Annotated in this window: 18 protein-coding genes; 1 reads left to right on the top strand and 17 read right to left on the bottom strand. The window is 37.6% G+C overall.

Annotated elements, in window-relative coordinates; genetic code table 11:
* Nucleotides 1-4: 4 nt before the first annotated feature.
* Genes M2M59_RS06375 through M2M59_RS06365 form a run of 3 tightly spaced genes read right to left on the bottom strand, consistent with a single transcriptional unit; the run spans nucleotide 5 to nucleotide 2,967 of the window.
* Nucleotides 5-361 (bottom strand): diacylglycerol kinase family protein, encoded by a 357-nt coding sequence (locus M2M59_RS06375; protein ID WP_147193815.1) that lies wholly within the window; start codon nucleotides 359-361, stop codon nucleotides 5-7.
* Complete coding sequence (ybeY, locus tag M2M59_RS06370; protein ID WP_147193817.1) at nucleotides 348-836, bottom strand: rRNA maturation RNase YbeY; 489 nt, start codon at nucleotides 834-836, stop codon at nucleotides 348-350. The genes M2M59_RS06375 and ybeY overlap by 14 nt, the downstream gene beginning before the upstream one ends.
* A gap of 16 nt (nucleotides 837-852) precedes the next feature.
* Nucleotides 853-2,967, bottom strand: coding sequence for an HD family phosphohydrolase (locus M2M59_RS06365; RefSeq protein ID WP_147193819.1), 2,115 nt, complete (start codon nucleotides 2,965-2,967; stop codon nucleotides 853-855).
* A gap of 619 nt (nucleotides 2,968-3,586) precedes the next feature.
* Here M2M59_RS06365 and M2M59_RS06360 point away from each other — a divergent pair.
* Nucleotides 3,587-4,228, top strand: a complete 642-nt coding sequence (locus M2M59_RS06360) for a GDSL-type esterase/lipase family protein (protein ID WP_249775786.1) — start codon at nucleotides 3,587-3,589, stop codon at nucleotides 4,226-4,228.
* A gap of 41 nt (nucleotides 4,229-4,269) precedes the next feature.
* On the opposite strand, the gene M2M59_RS06355 is transcribed toward M2M59_RS06360, so the two are convergent.
* The 14 genes from M2M59_RS06355 to dnaJ form a co-directional block, all read right to left on the bottom strand.
* Nucleotides 4,270-5,226 (bottom strand): PhoH family protein, encoded by a 957-nt coding sequence (locus M2M59_RS06355; RefSeq protein WP_249775785.1) that lies wholly within the window; start codon nucleotides 5,224-5,226, stop codon nucleotides 4,270-4,272.
* The gene (locus M2M59_RS06350; protein ID WP_249775784.1) at nucleotides 5,180-6,346 is read right to left on the bottom strand and encodes a sporulation protein YqfD; all 1,167 of its coding nucleotides are present in this window, start codon (nucleotides 6,344-6,346) and stop codon (nucleotides 5,180-5,182) included. The genes M2M59_RS06355 and M2M59_RS06350 overlap by 47 nt, the downstream gene beginning before the upstream one ends.
* A 5-nt stretch (nucleotides 6,347-6,351) precedes the next feature.
* Nucleotides 6,352-6,591 carry a hypothetical protein gene (locus M2M59_RS06345; RefSeq protein ID WP_066786320.1) on the bottom strand — a complete coding sequence of 80 codons (240 nt, stop codon included), beginning with the start codon at nucleotides 6,589-6,591 and terminating at the stop codon, nucleotides 6,352-6,354.
* Between the two features lie 50 nt (nucleotides 6,592-6,641).
* Nucleotides 6,642-7,097, bottom strand: a complete 456-nt coding sequence (locus tag M2M59_RS06340; RefSeq protein WP_147193826.1) for a hypothetical protein — start codon at nucleotides 7,095-7,097, stop codon at nucleotides 6,642-6,644.
* A 23-nt stretch (nucleotides 7,098-7,120) separates the two neighbouring features.
* Nucleotides 7,121-8,125, bottom strand: a complete 1,005-nt coding sequence (gene floA / locus M2M59_RS06335; protein WP_147193827.1) for a flotillin-like protein FloA — start codon at nucleotides 8,123-8,125, stop codon at nucleotides 7,121-7,123.
* 10 nt (nucleotides 8,126-8,135) lie between these two features.
* A complete protein-coding gene (locus tag M2M59_RS06330; protein ID WP_147193828.1) occupies nucleotides 8,136-8,876 on the bottom strand; it encodes an NfeD family protein in 741 nt (246 codons plus the stop codon).
* A 377-nt stretch (nucleotides 8,877-9,253) separates the two neighbouring features.
* Nucleotides 9,254-9,427 carry a 30S ribosomal protein S21 gene (rpsU, locus tag M2M59_RS06325; protein WP_004227078.1) on the bottom strand — a complete coding sequence of 58 codons (174 nt, stop codon included), beginning with the start codon at nucleotides 9,425-9,427 and terminating at the stop codon, nucleotides 9,254-9,256.
* A 118-nt stretch (nucleotides 9,428-9,545) separates the two neighbouring features.
* Nucleotides 9,546-10,214, bottom strand: a complete 669-nt coding sequence (deoC, locus tag M2M59_RS06320; protein ID WP_147193830.1) for a deoxyribose-phosphate aldolase — start codon at nucleotides 10,212-10,214, stop codon at nucleotides 9,546-9,548.
* Nucleotides 10,215-10,362: 148 nt separating this feature from the next.
* Entirely contained in the window at nucleotides 10,363-11,166 is an 804-nt protein-coding gene (locus tag M2M59_RS06315; protein WP_249775783.1) for an SDR family NAD(P)-dependent oxidoreductase, read from the bottom strand.
* Between the two features lie 234 nt (nucleotides 11,167-11,400).
* Nucleotides 11,401-12,240 carry an N-acetylmuramoyl-L-alanine amidase family protein gene (locus M2M59_RS06310; protein ID WP_249775782.1) on the bottom strand — a complete coding sequence of 280 codons (840 nt, stop codon included), beginning with the start codon at nucleotides 12,238-12,240 and terminating at the stop codon, nucleotides 11,401-11,403.
* A gap of 81 nt (nucleotides 12,241-12,321) precedes the next feature.
* A complete protein-coding gene (gene mtaB / locus M2M59_RS06305; protein WP_249775781.1) occupies nucleotides 12,322-13,656 on the bottom strand; it encodes a tRNA (N(6)-L-threonylcarbamoyladenosine(37)-C(2))-methylthiotransferase MtaB in 1,335 nt (444 codons plus the stop codon).
* A 15-nt stretch (nucleotides 13,657-13,671) separates the two neighbouring features.
* Complete coding sequence (locus M2M59_RS06300) at nucleotides 13,672-14,409, bottom strand: 16S rRNA (uracil(1498)-N(3))-methyltransferase (RefSeq protein ID WP_147193836.1); 738 nt, start codon at nucleotides 14,407-14,409, stop codon at nucleotides 13,672-13,674.
* A gap of 17 nt (nucleotides 14,410-14,426) precedes the next feature.
* On the bottom strand, nucleotides 14,427-15,365 hold the full coding sequence (gene prmA / locus M2M59_RS06295; RefSeq protein ID WP_147193838.1) for a 50S ribosomal protein L11 methyltransferase: 939 nt from the start codon (nucleotides 15,363-15,365) through the stop codon (nucleotides 14,427-14,429).
* Between the two features lie 19 nt (nucleotides 15,366-15,384).
* Nucleotides 15,385-16,518 (bottom strand): molecular chaperone DnaJ, encoded by a 1,134-nt coding sequence (gene dnaJ / locus M2M59_RS06290; RefSeq protein ID WP_147193839.1) that lies wholly within the window; start codon nucleotides 16,516-16,518, stop codon nucleotides 15,385-15,387.
* Nucleotides 16,519-16,719: the final 201 nt, after the last annotated feature.

Below are 16,719 nucleotides of genomic sequence, written 5' to 3'. Positions count from 1 at the left end.
AAATTCATAGATTCATCCACTTTGGCAAAAAGATGAGTATTCCGATTATAACACTCGCACAGGCAAAAACAAATACAGCACCCGCCGCAATATCTTTTGCAGCGCGAGCTAGCGGGTGAATATCAGGCGAAGCAAGATCAACTACATTCTCAATCGCCGTATTAATCATTTCTAAGCTAAGCATCAAGGCAATCAACAGGATAACGACAATCCATTCCATCTGTGATAAGCCAGTAAAAATACTTAAAAAAATGGCAAGCAATCCCGCAAATATATCAAAACGAAAATTCTGTTCGCGCCATGCTTGCTTAACTCCCGCTACTGCAAATGTAAACGAACGGAAAAATTTACGAATGTCCATTCTCATCGCGAGTCAAACCGAATGAATTTAAAATCTCATCTTGTTTACCAAACATTACGCGCTCATCTTCAGGATTCATATGGTCATAACCAAGCAAGTGCAAGAAACCATGAACAGCAAGGAAGCCTAGTTCACGCTCAAAAGAATGTCCATACTCCTCTGCTTGTTCAATTGTCCGGTCGGTTGAAATAATGATATCTCCTAACACGCGAGGCATACCTTCCGCAATGATTGGTGTTTCTCCCTCGCCTATTTCTTCTAAAGCAAAAGAAATAACATCTGTCGGTGCATCCTTTTGACGATAGGTACGATTAATTTCATGGATCGCTTCATTAGTAACAAATGTTACTGATAATTCAGCCTCATCCTCAATCGCTAATATCTTTGCAGCGTGCTGCAATAGTTTTTCAACCAATTCAATATCTTTTTCTTTTACTTTTTCTGTTTCATCTAAAAAGTCGATGTTCAAGCTCATATGTTATCTCCTCATCTTATTCTGGCTTCGGGTATTCAATTCTCGAGTGGAAGATCCCTTTTAATGTTTCACAAAATACATGTTCAATTCGTTGCAACTCACGAAGGGATATATCACATTCATCAAACTGGCCGTCTTGTAATTTGTCTTGGATAATACTGTGGATCAGCTGTTGAATAGCATCAGCAGTTGGATTTTTCATCGAACGCACTGCTGCCTCTACACTATCTGCTACGCTTATTATAGCAATTTCTTTCGTTTGTGGCTTCGGTCCTGCATAACGATAGTCCGCTTCATTCACATCAGGGTTTTCTTTCTTCTCCTTATAATAGAAGAACTTCACTAAGCTTGTCCCATGATGTTGTCTTGCAATGTCGACAATTTCTTTTGGCATTTTATGCTTTTCTAATATTTTAACACCATCTTCTACATGGGCGATAATAATATCTTTACTTGTTACTGCCGGCAAGTTATCATGCGGATTGCTGCCCATCTGGTTTTCAACAAAAAAGCCTGGCCTTCTTGTTTTACCAATGTCATGATAATAGCATCCGACACGAGCTAAAAGACCATTCGCCCCCACTTCTTCACAGGCAGCATCAGCTAAATTTGCAACCATTACACTGTGATGATATGTGCCTGGTGTTTCGACTAAAATTTTCTTGAGCAATGGATGGTTTGGATTGGAAAGCTCCACTAGCCTATAAGTCGACAACATACCAAAAGCTGATTCGACGAATGGCAATAAACCAAGCATTAAAGCACCAGATACAATAGCTGAAACAATGGCGGCACTTAGATAAAACAACAGTTCTTTCGGTCCATAATTCGACTGCGATAAAAGAAGATAAAATGCGATAAATGCAATATTCACACAAGCGACTCCCAAGCTTGTTGTCATTACGCTTGATCTTTTTCTAACATTGCGCATAAAGTAAATACTCGCCAAACCGCTAAAAATAATGTAAAGCGAAACTTCCATTTGCAGTACAGAAGAATAGCCTTTTTGAAATATAATTCCTGCCACGGCTGCAGACATAATTGTTGCTAATATAGCAATACGCTCATTAATTAGGATACGGAACATCATAGGCAAAATAGTAGCCGGGAATAAAAAGCCTACGATTACATCAAACTCGCTAGATATTAGGTTTAATAGTTTCATTACGATGATAGACGCCAAATAAATAATCATTGTAATCATAGCATGGCGCGTTTTAGTTTCCTTATCATCTCTCTCATGATATAAAGCAATATAAAAGAAAGCCATTTGCAATAGAACGAATAATGCTAATCCTAAAATTGGTTTTGGGGATTTTTGATTAATCAGCATGCCTGTAATTTCTAATTGATGATAGACTTCACGGTCAATTAATTGGCCTTCCTGTACAATAATCTGCCCTTGTAGTATACGCGTTGGATCAACATTTGCCTTCGCTTGTTCAATACGCTCTTTGGTCAACCTTCCGTCTCTTTTATCATTCGCAACTATCGACGACCTTGCGAGTGTAATGGCGATCGTACGAACAGCATCAGGTATCGAAAAGCTTCCTCTAACCGATCGCTCCACACTTCCCTTCGCATCAGTCAGTTGTTCTTCCCTAATCGGTTCTGCCATTTGCTTGCTAACAATTGAAACTAAGGCATCTTGCGTATTCTTTAAACCATCTTCATCCTGTGCAAGCAATGTAACAATTTCTTGTTCAGTCAACCTTACACTTGGTCCACTTTGATCAATTTTGTCTAGTTTTGCTCTTAATTTATTTATTTGATCCTCTTTTTTAGATTTTTTTGTTACTTTTTCAACCTTTTGCTTTGCTTCTATTATGTAATCAAAGGTAGTTTTCAACAGTGTTACTTGATTCTTCCCTATTTCTGTTGAAAAGGTATAGACAGGGTTTACTTCAGATGCAATTCTTTCTCGATCTGCTTCTGTCTTTTCGGTATCCTCTACCGTTTTGGCAGATCTTATTGTTTCAGGTGACAGCTGAAATAACTTTAGATCATAATGCTCTCCCTTTATATCATTAACTGTCAAAGCAAATTGTAGAATGCCAGCTACTATTAACAGAATCGCTAAAAGTATAGGAAAACGTATATATCTGTTTAATGTCCGAATAAAATTACTCATTAAAGCGCCTCCCATCTAATATTACTATACCAATTAGGCAAAGATTTTCCAGCTTTATTTTGGTGATAAAGGATAATATATTAAAAAAATTAAATAAATTTCCATTTAAATTAAATAGAGTTCCTTTCATCTAAATGAGCTCTCTTAGTGGTTGTGCGTTGCTTCATATAGCCTACTCCCATATTCATTATAAAATAAAAAAGAATGGTGGATTCACCATTCTTGATATTTCTTGTTTTATGCTCTTTCAATTCCCCTTTTCATATCACTAACATTAGTGCTTACATTAAGCTAAACCAGTTACTGAAAATCAATACTCCCTATTTTAAATTTTTAATAATATTATCTATTCCTGGTGGACATTTTTATGATTCATCGATTGAAATCATGACAAAGATAATTCCATATAAACACTCTCCTATTTTCTTATTACTGCCTTCAGATAGAATTTTACCACTCTATTTCTTCATAACTTAATTTTTCTCCACTTTCATCGAAATCTTATCTTTCTTTATTTATGTATTTTTTCATGTCCTTACATTGAGTAATTAACCTTTAGGCACATTTGTGTCAAAAAAGTCATAAGATATAAAAATAAAGAAAAGCATCGAGGTGTATGATGAGTTACAATTCTTTACAATATATTGCAATAGGTGATTCCCTTACTGCTGGAATCGGCATCCCTTTCCTCAATTCAGGATTCCCAGAGTTTTATAGAAAACTGAGTGAGCATACATTGGAAAAGCGTATTTATCTTCACAAATTCGGAAAGTCTGGCGCAACCACAGGAGATATATTAAATATGCTCGATTCCCCAACTGTTGGAAGAGCTATTAAGTGCGCAAACATTATCACGATTACAGCAGGTGGAAATGATTTAATTAATGCAGCAAAGAATCTTCTAAAGCATAATGACAAAGAAAGTGTGATTCATGCGATGCAACAATCTCAAGAGAACTACTCTAAAATCATCAAAAAAATCCAGATAATAGATAAAGAAAATCCATCTATCTTGAGATTAATGAACTTATATAACCCATTTCCTCATATACCAGTGGCGGATGAAGCAATAAAAACATTTAACATCGCCATTTCAAGATTCGCAAAACAAAAGAATATCAAAGTGGCAGATGTCTATCATGTCTTTAGCGGTAAGGAAAAAGCGCTCTTATCAAAAGATGGAGTTCATCCTAACCAAGAGGGCTATCATCAAATGGCTTTAACTTTTTCTAAGCTTGGCTATGCACCTCTAGAGTATTGAATTCCAGAAAAAAAGAGTAGCGAGAGATTCGCTACTCTTTCTTATTTTTGTTGTTCATATGCTTGGATAATCTTTGCAACAAGTGGATGTCTCACTACATCAGCTTGCTCTAGAAACTTAATTTCAACATCTTTTACATAGCGCAATGTTTTTTCAGCGCTGATGAGACCTGACTTAGCACCGTGAGGTAAATCAATTTGTGTCTCGTCTCCTGTAATAACCATCTTGGAGCCAAATCCTAAACGAGTAAGGAACATTTTCATTTGTGCTTCTGTTGTATTTTGTGCTTCATCTAAAATCACAAACGCATCATCCAGTGTTCTACCTCTCATATAGGCAAGAGGTGCGATTTCAATGGTGCCACGTTCAATCATACGGGCAGTTTGTTCAGCACCTAAAACATCATGCAATGCATCGTAGAGAGGCCTTAAGTATGGATCTACCTTTTCTTTCAAATCGCCTGGCAAGAAACCTAAACTTTCTCCAGCCTCAACAGCTGGTCTTGTTAGAATAATACGTTTTACATGCCCATTTTTTAAAGCTTGTGTCGCCATCACGACAGCTAAATATGTTTTACCTGTACCAGCTGGCCCTATACAAAAAACTAAATCCTTATGGCGAATCGCTTGGATATATTCTCGCTGGCCGATGGTTTTAGCACGGATAATCTTTCCTTTTGTATTGCGGCCAATCGCCTCATCATATAGCTCAGAAAAGTACTCCATTGTACCACTTTTGGACATTTCAAGAGCTGAGACTACATCACGTTGATTGATATTTATACCTTTACGGATCACTTTCAGCAACTGTTCAACTAACTCACTTGCTTGTTGTTTATTTTCTTCATCACCGACAATGACAATACAGTCACCACGGGTAATCATTTGGATTTGAAAAGCTTCTTCGATTAATTTCAAATTGGCATCCGATATGCCAAGTAGCATGACTGCTTCATTCGGATCTTGCATTTTGAGTTGGATCGGTTGTTGTTCTGTCATTCTCAATCTCCTTGGTTATCGCACTTTTTACCGCAATATTCTCATTTATTAAAAATAAAACTTTCCCTTTTACTGTATCATTATCAATGGTAACATTCAAAAGTTTTTCTTTTTTGATGACTGTTTTCGGCGGCAAGTCCCGTAAATATTTTTGATGTAGCAAGGGAACAATCATATCTTCTACCGCATTCTTATCAAGTGTTACTTTTTTGTCAATCTGTTCTTGCTCAATAGATACTTCACCTATTGAAGATAGCCATTTTGGTAAGTTAACGACCTTCCATTCATTTGGGCTCTTCTTTTCATTTGCCCATCTAAAATGATACGTTTTTTCACCCATTGTTCCGTATGTGATTTTTTTGGGCATAGTAAATGTTGACTCAATCCAATAATCCGCATACACTTCTCCATCTGCACCATAATAAATTGCTTTTTCACCTTGTTTTAAAATACCAGTTACTAAGAGGTCTCCTTTTTTTACTGCATCATTTTCATCGACTACTCGCTCTCCCCTTTGTAGATTAAAGTGTGTAATTACGCCACTTTTATTAGCATATAATTCACCTTTCATTGAACTCTTTTCTTCTTCTTGATCTACAGCTGGTGCATTTAATGGCTCAAAACTCATTTTGCTGCCTTTCCGATGGATATGAACCCATGAAAGGTCCCGATGTTTTGATAGGATATATTGCCGAATCACTGAATCGTCCGGTTTATCTTTTTTCATAATGGGGCCGTCTAAGTTTAAATCATGCAATGTTTCAGATAATTCATCTTCTTGCTCAGGAGTCGCATTGTCGATGGACACCTGCCAAATCCATTGTGAAAAGAAAAATGGTATGAAGAGCAAAATCAAAATGCCGGCAAATACAGTCCATTCTTTCCTTAAAATTTGATTATCATCTAAAGACTCAATGTGAAACGTAACACCGTATTGGTAACGCAATCTTCGAATCGTTTTTAGATGCTTCCGAATGGTTTCAAATCGGACTTCTTCTTCAGAAAGACGTAAATTTCTAAGTATAATATTATTTTTAGTTAAAGCATTTAAGAAAGCTTCTACTTTCTTTGTGCGTTTTATGCAAATTTCTATCATACGATAATCTCTGCTTTTTTTCATTATCCCTAATCCTCAATTCTGGTAAGCTCAATTTTTTTTACATTGCTCATATCAAGCGCCAATAATTCATCTCGGAGAAGATTGACATGAAATGAATCAGCTTCTATCTTTATCTTAAAATTTTCATGAATGAATACCATTTGATGATCATGAATAGCTTCTAGCAATATATCCCCTCTGATTCGAATTCCCTGGAAGTTTTCGATTTCGATCAGCGGCACTATTTGCAATAGCCTTTTCGACATAAAAAACCTCCTCTCTTTTTAGCATATGCTAGAAGGGAGGAGGTCATGTGTTATCTTTTAGATTTTGGTGGGCCTAAAATTTCAGCCATGATGATGGCATTTGCCATTTCATTTGTACTTTGTGGAAATTTGAAACCGGTTGATTTCTTATCAACTGTTTTCTTTATTTCTGTAGGTACAGTTGTGGTATGTTTATGCTTTTCAAAAATAGGATTTTGCGTTCTTCCTACCGATTGCCTTTCAATCAATTCCTGAGCTTTTGGCAATGCCTTTTCAACCGTCTCTGCGGCACGCTTTTGCATACTCCTAGGCATCTTGCCTTCAAGCTCGCCAATCGCTTTACGTGTATATTCTTCTGCTTTTTGACGCGTACGATTTGGTGTTGATGGATCAACACGCTTTATTTTTCGATTAATTGGAGGCGTTGTTTTTGAAGCATCATCATCTTTATTTTTGAAAAGGTAACCCACCAGTGATGTAATAATCAAGAATATTAGTGCTTCCATTCAAAACGCTTCCTTTCAAAGGCTTAGCTTTCAGTAGATGAACCACCGTCATGTTGTTGATTCATTTTGCCAATTGAATCACGCATCCCTGTATCAGCTTGGATGTTTTTATAATTCATGTAGTCCATAATACCGATGTTACCGGTTCTAAGCGCCTCTGCCATTGCCATCGGCACTTCTGCTTCTGCTTCTACTACTTTAGCTTTCATTTCTTGTACTTTCGCAATCATTTCTTGTTCGGATGCAACAGCCATAGCACGACGTTCTTCCGCTTTCGCTTGTGCAATATTCTTATCCGCTTGGGCTTGCTCGATTTGAAGTTCTGCCCCAATATTTTTGCCTACATCTACGTCCGCGATATCAATAGATAAGATTTCAAACGCAGTACCTGAATCTAAGCCTTTTGATAATACCGTTTGAGAAATGGAGTCAGGGTTTTCTAAAACTTCTGTATGACTTGTTGAACTACCGATAGTACTTACAATCCCTTCGCCAACACGAGCTACAATTGTTTCTTCACCCGCACCACCGACTAGACGTTCAATATTTGCTCGTACTGTAATGCGAGCTTTTGCCTTTACTTCAATCCCATTCATTGCAACCCCTGCAATAAATGGCGTTTCAATAACTTTTGGATTTACAGACATTTGAACAGCTTCTAAAACATCACGGCCCGCTAGATCAATGGCTGCACAACGTTCAAAAGTAAGCGAGATATTCGCACGATGCGCTGCGATTAATGCATTTACAACACGGTCTACATTACCACCTGCTAAATAATGGCTTTCCAATTGATTAATTGTAACAGGAAGTCCTGCTTTGTGGGCTTTAATGAGCGGGTTGACAATACGAGAAGGAATAACCCGGCGCAGCCTCATACCAATTAATGTGAAAATGCTTACCTTAACGCCAGCTGCAAGGGCCGAAATCCATAGAGCAACTGGTACAAAAGTAAATAAAATAATTAAAGCCAAAAAGACAACAACAATGCCGATAATTGTAAAGATAAAACTACCTGTAATGGCCATTCTAATCCTCCTATACGTTTTCAGACTCCCGTACAACAATACGGACGCCTTCTACTTTAATAATGATTACATTTCTATGCGCTTCAATATAGCCGCCTTCCGTAACCACGTCGATTCTTTCATCCCCCAACATGGCAGTGCCAGAGGGACGAAGTGGCGTAGCGGTAACGGCCACTTTTCCAAGTAAATCAGTGCGATTCAGATTTGATACATAGCCATGTTCTGTATCGGTTGAATCTTTTAACACCATTTTGTTCAACAAATTTAGTTTTTTGCCGAAAAATTTCATCATAATCACCATTCCTACGACTGCTATAATAAGAGCAATCAAGACTGCATAAGCCATATGCGTTGTATTTGCGCCTGAACTTATCAAGCTGACAATGATTGCCGCAAAACCAATAATGCCGACTATGCCGCCTGGCAGTAAAAATTCCAATAAAACAAGCCCAACACCAATTAGAAGCATTATAATACCTAGCCAAGATGCAAAGCCTGCAATAAAATGAACGACGTAAAATATCAACAATGCAACGATGCTGAGTATTCCTCCAAAACCAAAATGCGGTGAAAATAGCTGCAATACAAGGCCGAAACTGGCGAGCGACAGTAACACTGTTACCGTTATGGGATGGGTCATAAAAAGTTGCCAGCCAGGTAAAGAAGCGGCAGAGACTTGGGCTGCAAAGCTAGGTTCCGCAATAAATGCGGCTGATAGCGTACAAATTAATATAATGATGATCTTTTTCATTAGTTATGTATGTGATCCCTCCTCTTCGCACAAGCTTATACTCTAACTTACGTTTGAAAGTGCTAGAAGTTTCATTTTATTTTCATTTAAAATTGGTCGATATGTAGCATAATTTAAGCTTGTGTATTATATTACACTGCGATTTAAGAAATATTTATAATATGTCTTATTTGTCTTATACTTTAAGAGTTTGTAGATTAAAACTGAAAATATCACATCTAGCCAAAGTAATATCTAGTTCCTTGGAGTAATTTTATTGCTTTCTTTCAAAAAAATAAGCTGAGAAATCTAGTAAGACTTCTCAGCTTAGTTCATTTGCGAGTTTATAAATCATGATAGTGCGTGTTTAGAACGTAGGGATTGTCTAGGAATTTAAATTACCACTTACGTTTACGTGCAGCTTCTGATTTCTTTTTGCGTTTTACGCTAGGTTTTTCATAGAATTCGCGTTTTCTTACCTCTTGAATTGTACCACTTTTAGAAACAGTACGTTTGAAGCGGCGAAGAGCATCTTCAAGCGATTCGTTTTTTCTAACGACAGTTTTTGACATCTCTCTTTCCCTCCCTCCGAACACACGTCAAAACACAATAATAAAATCATACGTCATATCATTGTGTACTAAAAAAGTATAACTTATTAATAGGTTTTGGTCAATACTATTGCTTCAATTAATAGTCAGTTTTTGCACGGTTGCCCTTCATGATTTGTACGCCAGAGCTTGCACCTATTCTTGTAGCTCCTGCTTCTATCATTGCTTCTAAATCTTCGAGGCTTCGCACGCCGCCAGATGCTTTTACACCTGTATGCTCTCCAACTGTTTTACGCATTAATGCAACATCCTCAACTGTCGCACCTCCTGTTGAAAAACCAGTAGAAGTTTTTACAAAGTCAGCGCCAGCTGCGATTGAAAGTTCACATGCTTTGATTTTTTCTTCTGTAGATAGTAGGCAAGTTTCAATAATAACTTTCACTAACACACCGTCTGCTGCATCAACAACAGCTTTTATATCTTTTTCTACTACATCATATTGTTCGCTCTTTAAAGCGCCTATATTAATGACCATATCAATTTCGTCAGCGCCATTAGCGATGGCATCTTTTGTTTCAAATGCTTTCGTTGCTGATGTTGAAGCTCCTAGAGGAAATCCAATTACTGTACACACCTTAGAGTCAGCACCCTTTAATTCTTCGGCTGCTAGACTAACCCAAGAAGGATTGATGCAAACAGATGCAAAGTTATATTCTCTTGCTTCTGCACAGATCTTTTTGATTTGTTCCTCTGTTGCTTCGGGTTTTAATAATGTGTGGTCGATATATGATGCATAATTTTTAGCCATTTGGAAATTCTCCTTTAAATAAAGTTGTACGTACCTCTAAAGTCTACCATGACTTAATATAGTTTATCCATAAAAAAGAAGAACTAAAACCACTTACCCAAAGTAGAATAAAAAAATCCATATGCTGGGCATATGGATTTTAATATTATTATTTTTGTTGTTCTGTCCAAGCTTGAACATCTGCAATAGATGGGTTTGCGATATAGTGACCGCCTTCAACTTGCAAGACTTGTCCTGTCATGAATTTTGACTCATCTGATGCAAGGAATACAACAGTATAGCCAATATCATTTGGTTCACCATGATAAGGTAAAGCATTATATTTAGAGAAAATATCTAACATACCTTGTGGCATATTATTCTTAGCAGCAGGAGTTAAAATTAATCCCGGTGCCACTGCATTACAACGGATTTTATCTTTGCCGTATTGAGTAGCAATGTATTTTGTTAATTGAGCTACAGCTGCTTTTGATGCACCATATGCTGAACGTACCGCATCAGATGCAAAGGCAGCCATAGATGTTGTATTAATAATTGAACCGCCGCCCGCTTTTTGCATATATGGAATAGCAAATCGAGAACCAAGCAATACAGATTTTAAGTTAACGTTCATCAAACGATCCCATTCATCTAAATCCATATTCACAACATCTAAATCTTTACGTAGATTAGTTAGACCTACGTTGTTAAATAAAGTAGTGATGGTACCGTATGTGTTGACTGTGAATTCTACTGCTTCTTTAATAGAATCTTCGTTTCCAGCATCTAAAAAGATTGCTGTTGCTTCAAAACCTTGTTGTTTCAATGCTTCAGCTTCTTTTTTGGCACCTTCTATATTAAAATCACCAATAACTACTTTTGCTCCTTCTTTTGCAAGCAATTGAGCTGATGATAAACCAATACCTGATGCACCGCCTGTCACTAATGCTACTTTACCTTCTACTCGTCTCATTCAAAAAACCTCCCAAATTAAAATGAAACCTATTTATCAGTGGGACCTTTATCCTCGCTGATCAATTGTTTCAATCGACATTCCAAAGCTAATAATCCATAATTAACTACTCTTTATGAAAGGTAGTATGTGCGATTATAGGGTTGGGAATGTGATATAGACTTAATTATTTCTACTAATATATTTTAACACTTAAATATTAGATTTCAAATTAATTTGTTCGGTAATAGTTATTTATTTTTTTCGTTTCGAGTAAATTTCAACACCTTTAGCAATATCGACTGTTAACTTATCAAGTTTATCCCTGTCTAACAGTCTTTTTTCATCATTAGGGTTGGTTAAAAAACCTAATTCAACTAAAACTACTGGTACTTCTGACCAATTAAAACCGGCTTGATCACCACGATAGCTTATGCCATTTTGGTAAATATCCGTCCTGTGAGAGACTTGTTTTAAAATATCCTCTGCTGCCCACTTGCTTTCTTTATAGAAAGAAGTTGTATGTTCATTCTTTGCGGGCGCAATCACAGAAAAGCCAGAAGCATTTGGATTTTCAGCTCCATCAGCATGAATTCTAATATACAAAAATGATTTATTCTTGTTCGCTTGTTTGGTACGTTCTACGTTGGATAAATCCACATCATTCGTATGTCTTGTCAGAATCGTTTTAAATCCCTTTTTCTTTAGTTGTGCAGATAACTTTTTTGCAGCCTCTAATGTAACAGCGTACTCTGGTCTTTTTGTTGTAATACCTATAGATCCTACTGTTGCTTTATATTTGGTTTGTAAAGAATGTGGAGCTTCTGGCTCTTGTCCAACATTCGCTTTCAATTGATGTCCAGGGTCAATCGTAATGACCAATCGTTTTTTCTTTCTCTTATGTGGAGCTTCTTTCTTTTTCTTTTCCTGTGTTTTCATGTGATCTTTGGGGTTTTCTTCAGCCACATTTTTTTGTTTTTTTTGGTGAGTTTGTTGGGTGTTTACTAAACCTTCGTTGGTTTTATAATTTACAATTAATGTAATGCCAGAAATAATAAATGCCAAGATGATTAAGGATAGTGCTAATTTTTTCATTCAATCGCCTCAATTCTTGTGTTACTCCTAACTATAACAAAAAGCCTAGCATTCGTCTCGCTAGGCTTTCTGTTATTTTCTTTATACTTCTACTGTGTCCATCACACGCACAAATTGTGCATAAGAATGCGGATAGTAGGCTTTTTCAATTTTAACTTTCACTAACTTGCCAATCATGTCCTCACTACCTTCGAAAACTACTTTCATGTAGTTTGCTGTATAGCCAGTAAGAAGCCCGGTATCTTTGCCTTCTTGAACCACTTCTTCCGGGATGACTTCAAGGACTTGGTCTTCAAATCTAGAGGCGTATTCTTTTGCCAACTGATCATTTAATGTCAGTAAGCGGTGAACACGTTCATTTTTGATTTCTTCATCAATCTGATCTTCCATACGTGCAGCAGGTGTTCCTGTCCGTTTTGAGTAAGGGAAGATATGCAATTCTGCAAATTGATGTTTAGCAATGAAATTGTATGTTTCCATAAATTCATCTTCTGTCTCGCCTGGGAACCCAACAATAACATCTGATGTAATAGCCAAGTCAGGTAAAACTTCACGCAAGCGATCAAGGCGCTCACCGAAGAATTCCATTGTATATTTGCGGCGCATGCGTTTTAATACAGTATCTGATCCTGATTGGATTGGGATGTGAAGATGGTTGACGACAATTTTAGAATCTCTTAACACTTCGATTACTTCGTCAGTCAACTGGCTAGCTTCAATTGAGCTAATTCGCAAACGTTTTAACCCTTTCACATTCGCTTCAAGATCACGAAGCAACTGCGCTAAATTGTAATCTTTAAGGTCCTGGCCATAACCGCCTGTATGAATTCCTGTTAAGACAATTTCTAAATAGCCTGCATCCACTAATTGTTGCGCTTGACGAACAACTTCTTGCGGATCACGAGAACGCATCAGCCCACGCGCCCAAGGTATAATACAAAATGTACAGAAGTTGTTACATCCTTCTTGAATTTTTAAAGACGCTCGCGTGCGATCTGTAAAGTAAGGCACGTCCAACTCTTCATAAACACGGTTTTTCATAATGTTTTTTACAGCATTGATAGGTTGACGCTCTTTTTTGTATTGTTCGATATAAGAAAGCAAATTCATACGATCCTGTGTACCCACGACAATATCTACTCCTGGAATTGCCATAATTTCAGCAGGAGATGTTTGAGCATAACAACCAGTTACACAGATGACTGCGTCTGGGTTTTGACGAATCGCCCGGCGAATCACTTGGCGACTTTTTTTATCGCCTGTATTCGTTACAGTACATGTATTGATTACATATACGTCCGATTGATAATCAAAATCTTTCCGTTCATAGCCTTCATCTTTAAACAGTTGCCAAATAGCTTCTGTTTCATAGTGATTCACTTTACAACCAAGTGTGTGAAAAGCCACTGATGACAAGGCTGCTCACCTCTTTCATTCAAATTCATATGATATAGCAGATAAAACGTATAGTGGCGCTGTCTCTGCTCTTAATATTCTAGGTCCGAGCGAGATACTCTGACATCCTAATTGTTGTAGTGCTTGGGCTTCAGATCTATCAATCCCACCTTCAGGACCGAAAATCACAAGCATTGATTTATAATCATACACCTTTTTTAATCTTTCGGCAAATCGCGTTCGCGTAGTTTCTTTAGCATCTTCTTCATCTGCAAGAAATACAACATCATAATCTCCTACAACTTGCAATAGCTGTTTAAAGCTATACTGTTCATGAATTGTTGGAATATGCGTTCGATGTGATTGCTCCGCTGCTTCTTTTGCAATTTTTTGAAGTCGTTCTTGTTTCTTTTTCCCTTTTTTCGCATCCCATTTTACAATGGAACGTTCTGCTTCAAATGGGATAAAATCGTACATACCAAGTTCTGTTGATTTTTGTACGATAAGTTCAAGCTTATCTCCCTTAGGCAATCCACATGCAATCGTTACATGGATTGGTAACTCTGTGTTCGGACGCACTTCGCCTGTTTTTTGCACTTCGACCGAACCATTATCTATCTTTGTTATCTTGCAGACGAATGCTTCTCCATTATGTACAGCGATTAGCTCATCAGCAAGACGCATGCGCATCACATTGATAATGTGATGCGCATCGTCCTCTCGAATCGTGGCTACTTCATCATTAAAGGGTTGCTCTATAAAATACCTTTGCATTATACCACTCCACCCTATTAGGATTTACGACAAATAATTGTAACCCAGTCTTCCATCATCATCACTTCTTCGATGTCAAAGCCAGCATCAAGCAGTGATTTTTTTACGTCTTCTTTTTTCCCTTCTATGATCCCAGAAGTGATAAAGTATCCACCTGGTTTCACAATAGAGTAAGCATCATTCGTAAATGTCATGATGATTTCTGCCAAAATATTTGCAACAACTAAGTCTGCTGGTTCTTTTACTGTATCTAGAAGATTTCCTTGTACCACATTAATACTATTTTCAACTTTGTTCAAAACAACATTTTCTTTCGCAGAGCGAACTGCTACTTCATCCAAGTCTAAGGCATGAACGCTTTTCACTCCTAAGAGCGCCGCGCCAATTGCCAATACGCCTGAGCCTGTGCCGACATCAATCACGGTAGAACTTGGCTTAATATACTTTTCTAACGCCTGCAAACTAAGAACTGTTGTCGGGTGTGTTCCTGTACCAAATGCCATGCCAGGGTCTAACTCGATGATTAATTCATCACTCTCAACTGGCTTATATTCCTCCCATGATGGAACGATGGTGAAACGATTTGATATTTTAACAGGATGATAGTATTGCTTCCATGCAGTTGCCCAATCTTCTTCTTGTACTTCACTTGTGGTAACTTCATTAGCTCCAATATTTATATCAAATTGATGGAGATTTGTGATTGCAAGCTTGATCTCTTCTACTGTTTCTGCTAAAAAACTGGTAACAGGCAAATATGCTTTCACGACAACTCCATCTACCGGAAAGTCTGACGGGTCTAAATCGTAAATTTCTCCGTATACATTTTCTCTTGTTTTTGCTAGCTCTTGAGAATCTTCAATAACTATACCGCTTGCCCCAGCTTCATATAATATATTTGAAATAGGTTCTACTGCTTCATTGGCAGTATGAATCGAAATTTCCGACCATTTCACTTGCAAATCACTCCTCTAATTATTCGCCTTTAAATTTTTTCTTCAATTTATCAATTAATGAACTGCTTTGTTCTTCTGGGATATCTCCAGAAATATTTGCGAACTCTCGAAGTAGTTCCTTTTGCTTTTCAGTTAGTTTATTTGGTGTTTTGATTTGAACGATGACGTGTTGATCTCCATTGCCATAGCCATGCACATTTTTAACACCTTTTCCTTTTAAGCGGAAGTGGTCGCCTGATTGAGTACCTGCAGGGATTTTCATTTTTACTTTGCCGTTGATTGTTGGCACTTCAATTTCATCGCCAAGGGCTGCTTGAGGGAAGGTGATTGGCAATTTCAAATAAATATCGTCGCCATCACGCTCAAATTTTTCGTGTGCACGTACATGGAAAACGATATATAAGTCACCTGAAGGGCCACCATTTTTCCCAGCCTCTCCCTGGCCGCTTATGCGTAATTGTTGACCATCGTCTACACCTGCTGGAATATTGACTTTGATTTTTCTACGTTTTTTAACTGTTCCTGCACCATGGCATGTTGGACATTTTTCTTTAATGATTTGGCCAGTTCCTTCGCAATAGCCACAGGTACGGCGATTTGTCATTTGACCGAACGGTGTATTGACTGTTTCCGAAATTTGCCCAGAACCATTACAGTGTGAGCATGTTTCTTTGGACGTGCCCGGTTTTGCACCGTTACCATGGCATGTTTCGCATGTTTCCTCACGAGGGATTTCAATTTCTTTTTCTTTCCCGAATACTGCTTCCTCAAAGCTAATAGTCATGCGATATTGCAGATCATCGCCTTTTTGTGGTGCATTCGGATCTCTTCTGCTACGGCCGCCACCGCCAAAGAAGGTACTGAAAATATCTTCAAAGCCACCGAAACCTTCAGCACCTGAAAATCCGCCGCCAAATCCGCCAAAGCCTTGGTTAGGATCTTGATGGCCAAATTGGTCATAACGCGCTCTTTTTTGTTCATCGCTTAATACTTCATATGCTTCAGCGATTTCTTTGAACTTTTCATCTGCGCCTTCCTCTTTGTTGATGTCAGGATGATATTGTTTTGATAACTTACGGTATGCTTTTTTTATTTCGTCTTGAGAAGCCGTTTTGCTAATTCCTAAGACGTCATAATAATCGCGTTTCTCCATCTTTCACACTCCGCTCTTTTAACATAAATATTATTGTATCATGTATTTATAAAATGGCAAAAACACACTTTTATTGAAAAGGTGTATTTCAGCTCTCATTTAAAAAAGCCAAAGCCCGAGAGCGGTCTTTGGCTTTTGATTATCTTTTTATTCTACATAAACGAACTATTACTACAGTACTTATAACCGAGAGCATTGTCT

This window comes from Rummeliibacillus sp. G93 (assembly GCF_023515935.1).
Classification (GTDB): Bacteria; Bacillota; Bacilli; order Bacillales_A; family Planococcaceae; genus Rummeliibacillus; species Rummeliibacillus stabekisii.
This window is presented reverse-complemented; position numbering and strand designations above follow the sequence as displayed.

What these genes read in the sequence shown, in the direction of transcription:
- M2M59_RS06375 (WP_147193815.1), bottom strand. Translation starts at nt 361, where the DNA reads ATGGACATTCGTAAATTTTTCCGTTCGTTTACATTTGCAGTAGCGGGA.
- ybeY (WP_147193817.1), bottom strand. Translation starts at nt 836, where the DNA reads ATGAGCTTGAACATCGACTTTTTAGATGAAACAGAAAAAGTAAAAGAA.
- M2M59_RS06365 (WP_147193819.1), bottom strand. Translation starts at nt 2,967, where the DNA reads ATGAGTAATTTTATTCGGACATTAAACAGATATATACGTTTTCCTATA.
- M2M59_RS06360 (WP_249775786.1), top strand. Translation starts at nt 3,587, where the DNA reads ATGAGTTACAATTCTTTACAATATATTGCAATAGGTGATTCCCTTACT.
- M2M59_RS06355 (WP_249775785.1), bottom strand. Translation starts at nt 5,226, where the DNA reads ATGACAGAACAACAACCGATCCAACTCAAAATGCAAGATCCGAATGAA.
- M2M59_RS06350 (WP_249775784.1), bottom strand. Translation starts at nt 6,346, where the DNA reads ATGAAAAAAAGCAGAGATTATCGTATGATAGAAATTTGCATAAAACGC.
- M2M59_RS06345 (WP_066786320.1), bottom strand. Translation starts at nt 6,591, where the DNA reads ATGTCGAAAAGGCTATTGCAAATAGTGCCGCTGATCGAAATCGAAAAC.
- M2M59_RS06340 (WP_147193826.1), bottom strand. Translation starts at nt 7,097, where the DNA reads ATGGAAGCACTAATATTCTTGATTATTACATCACTGGTGGGTTACCTT.
- floA (WP_147193827.1), bottom strand. Translation starts at nt 8,125, where the DNA reads ATGGCCATTACAGGTAGTTTTATCTTTACAATTATCGGCATTGTTGTT.
- M2M59_RS06330 (WP_147193828.1), bottom strand. Translation starts at nt 8,876, where the DNA reads ATGAAAAAGATCATCATTATATTAATTTGTACGCTATCAGCCGCATTT.
- rpsU (WP_004227078.1), bottom strand. Translation starts at nt 9,427, where the DNA reads ATGTCAAAAACTGTCGTTAGAAAAAACGAATCGCTTGAAGATGCTCTT.
- deoC (WP_147193830.1), bottom strand. Translation starts at nt 10,214, where the DNA reads ATGGCTAAAAATTATGCATCATATATCGACCACACATTATTAAAACCC.
- M2M59_RS06315 (WP_249775783.1), bottom strand. Translation starts at nt 11,166, where the DNA reads ATGAGACGAGTAGAAGGTAAAGTAGCATTAGTGACAGGCGGTGCATCA.
- M2M59_RS06310 (WP_249775782.1), bottom strand. Translation starts at nt 12,240, where the DNA reads ATGAAAAAATTAGCACTATCCTTAATCATCTTGGCATTTATTATTTCT.
- M2M59_RS06300 (WP_147193836.1), bottom strand. Translation starts at nt 14,409, where the DNA reads ATGCAAAGGTATTTTATAGAGCAACCCTTTAATGATGAAGTAGCCACG.
- dnaJ (WP_147193839.1), bottom strand. Translation starts at nt 16,518, where the DNA reads ATGGAGAAACGCGATTATTATGACGTCTTAGGAATTAGCAAAACGGCT.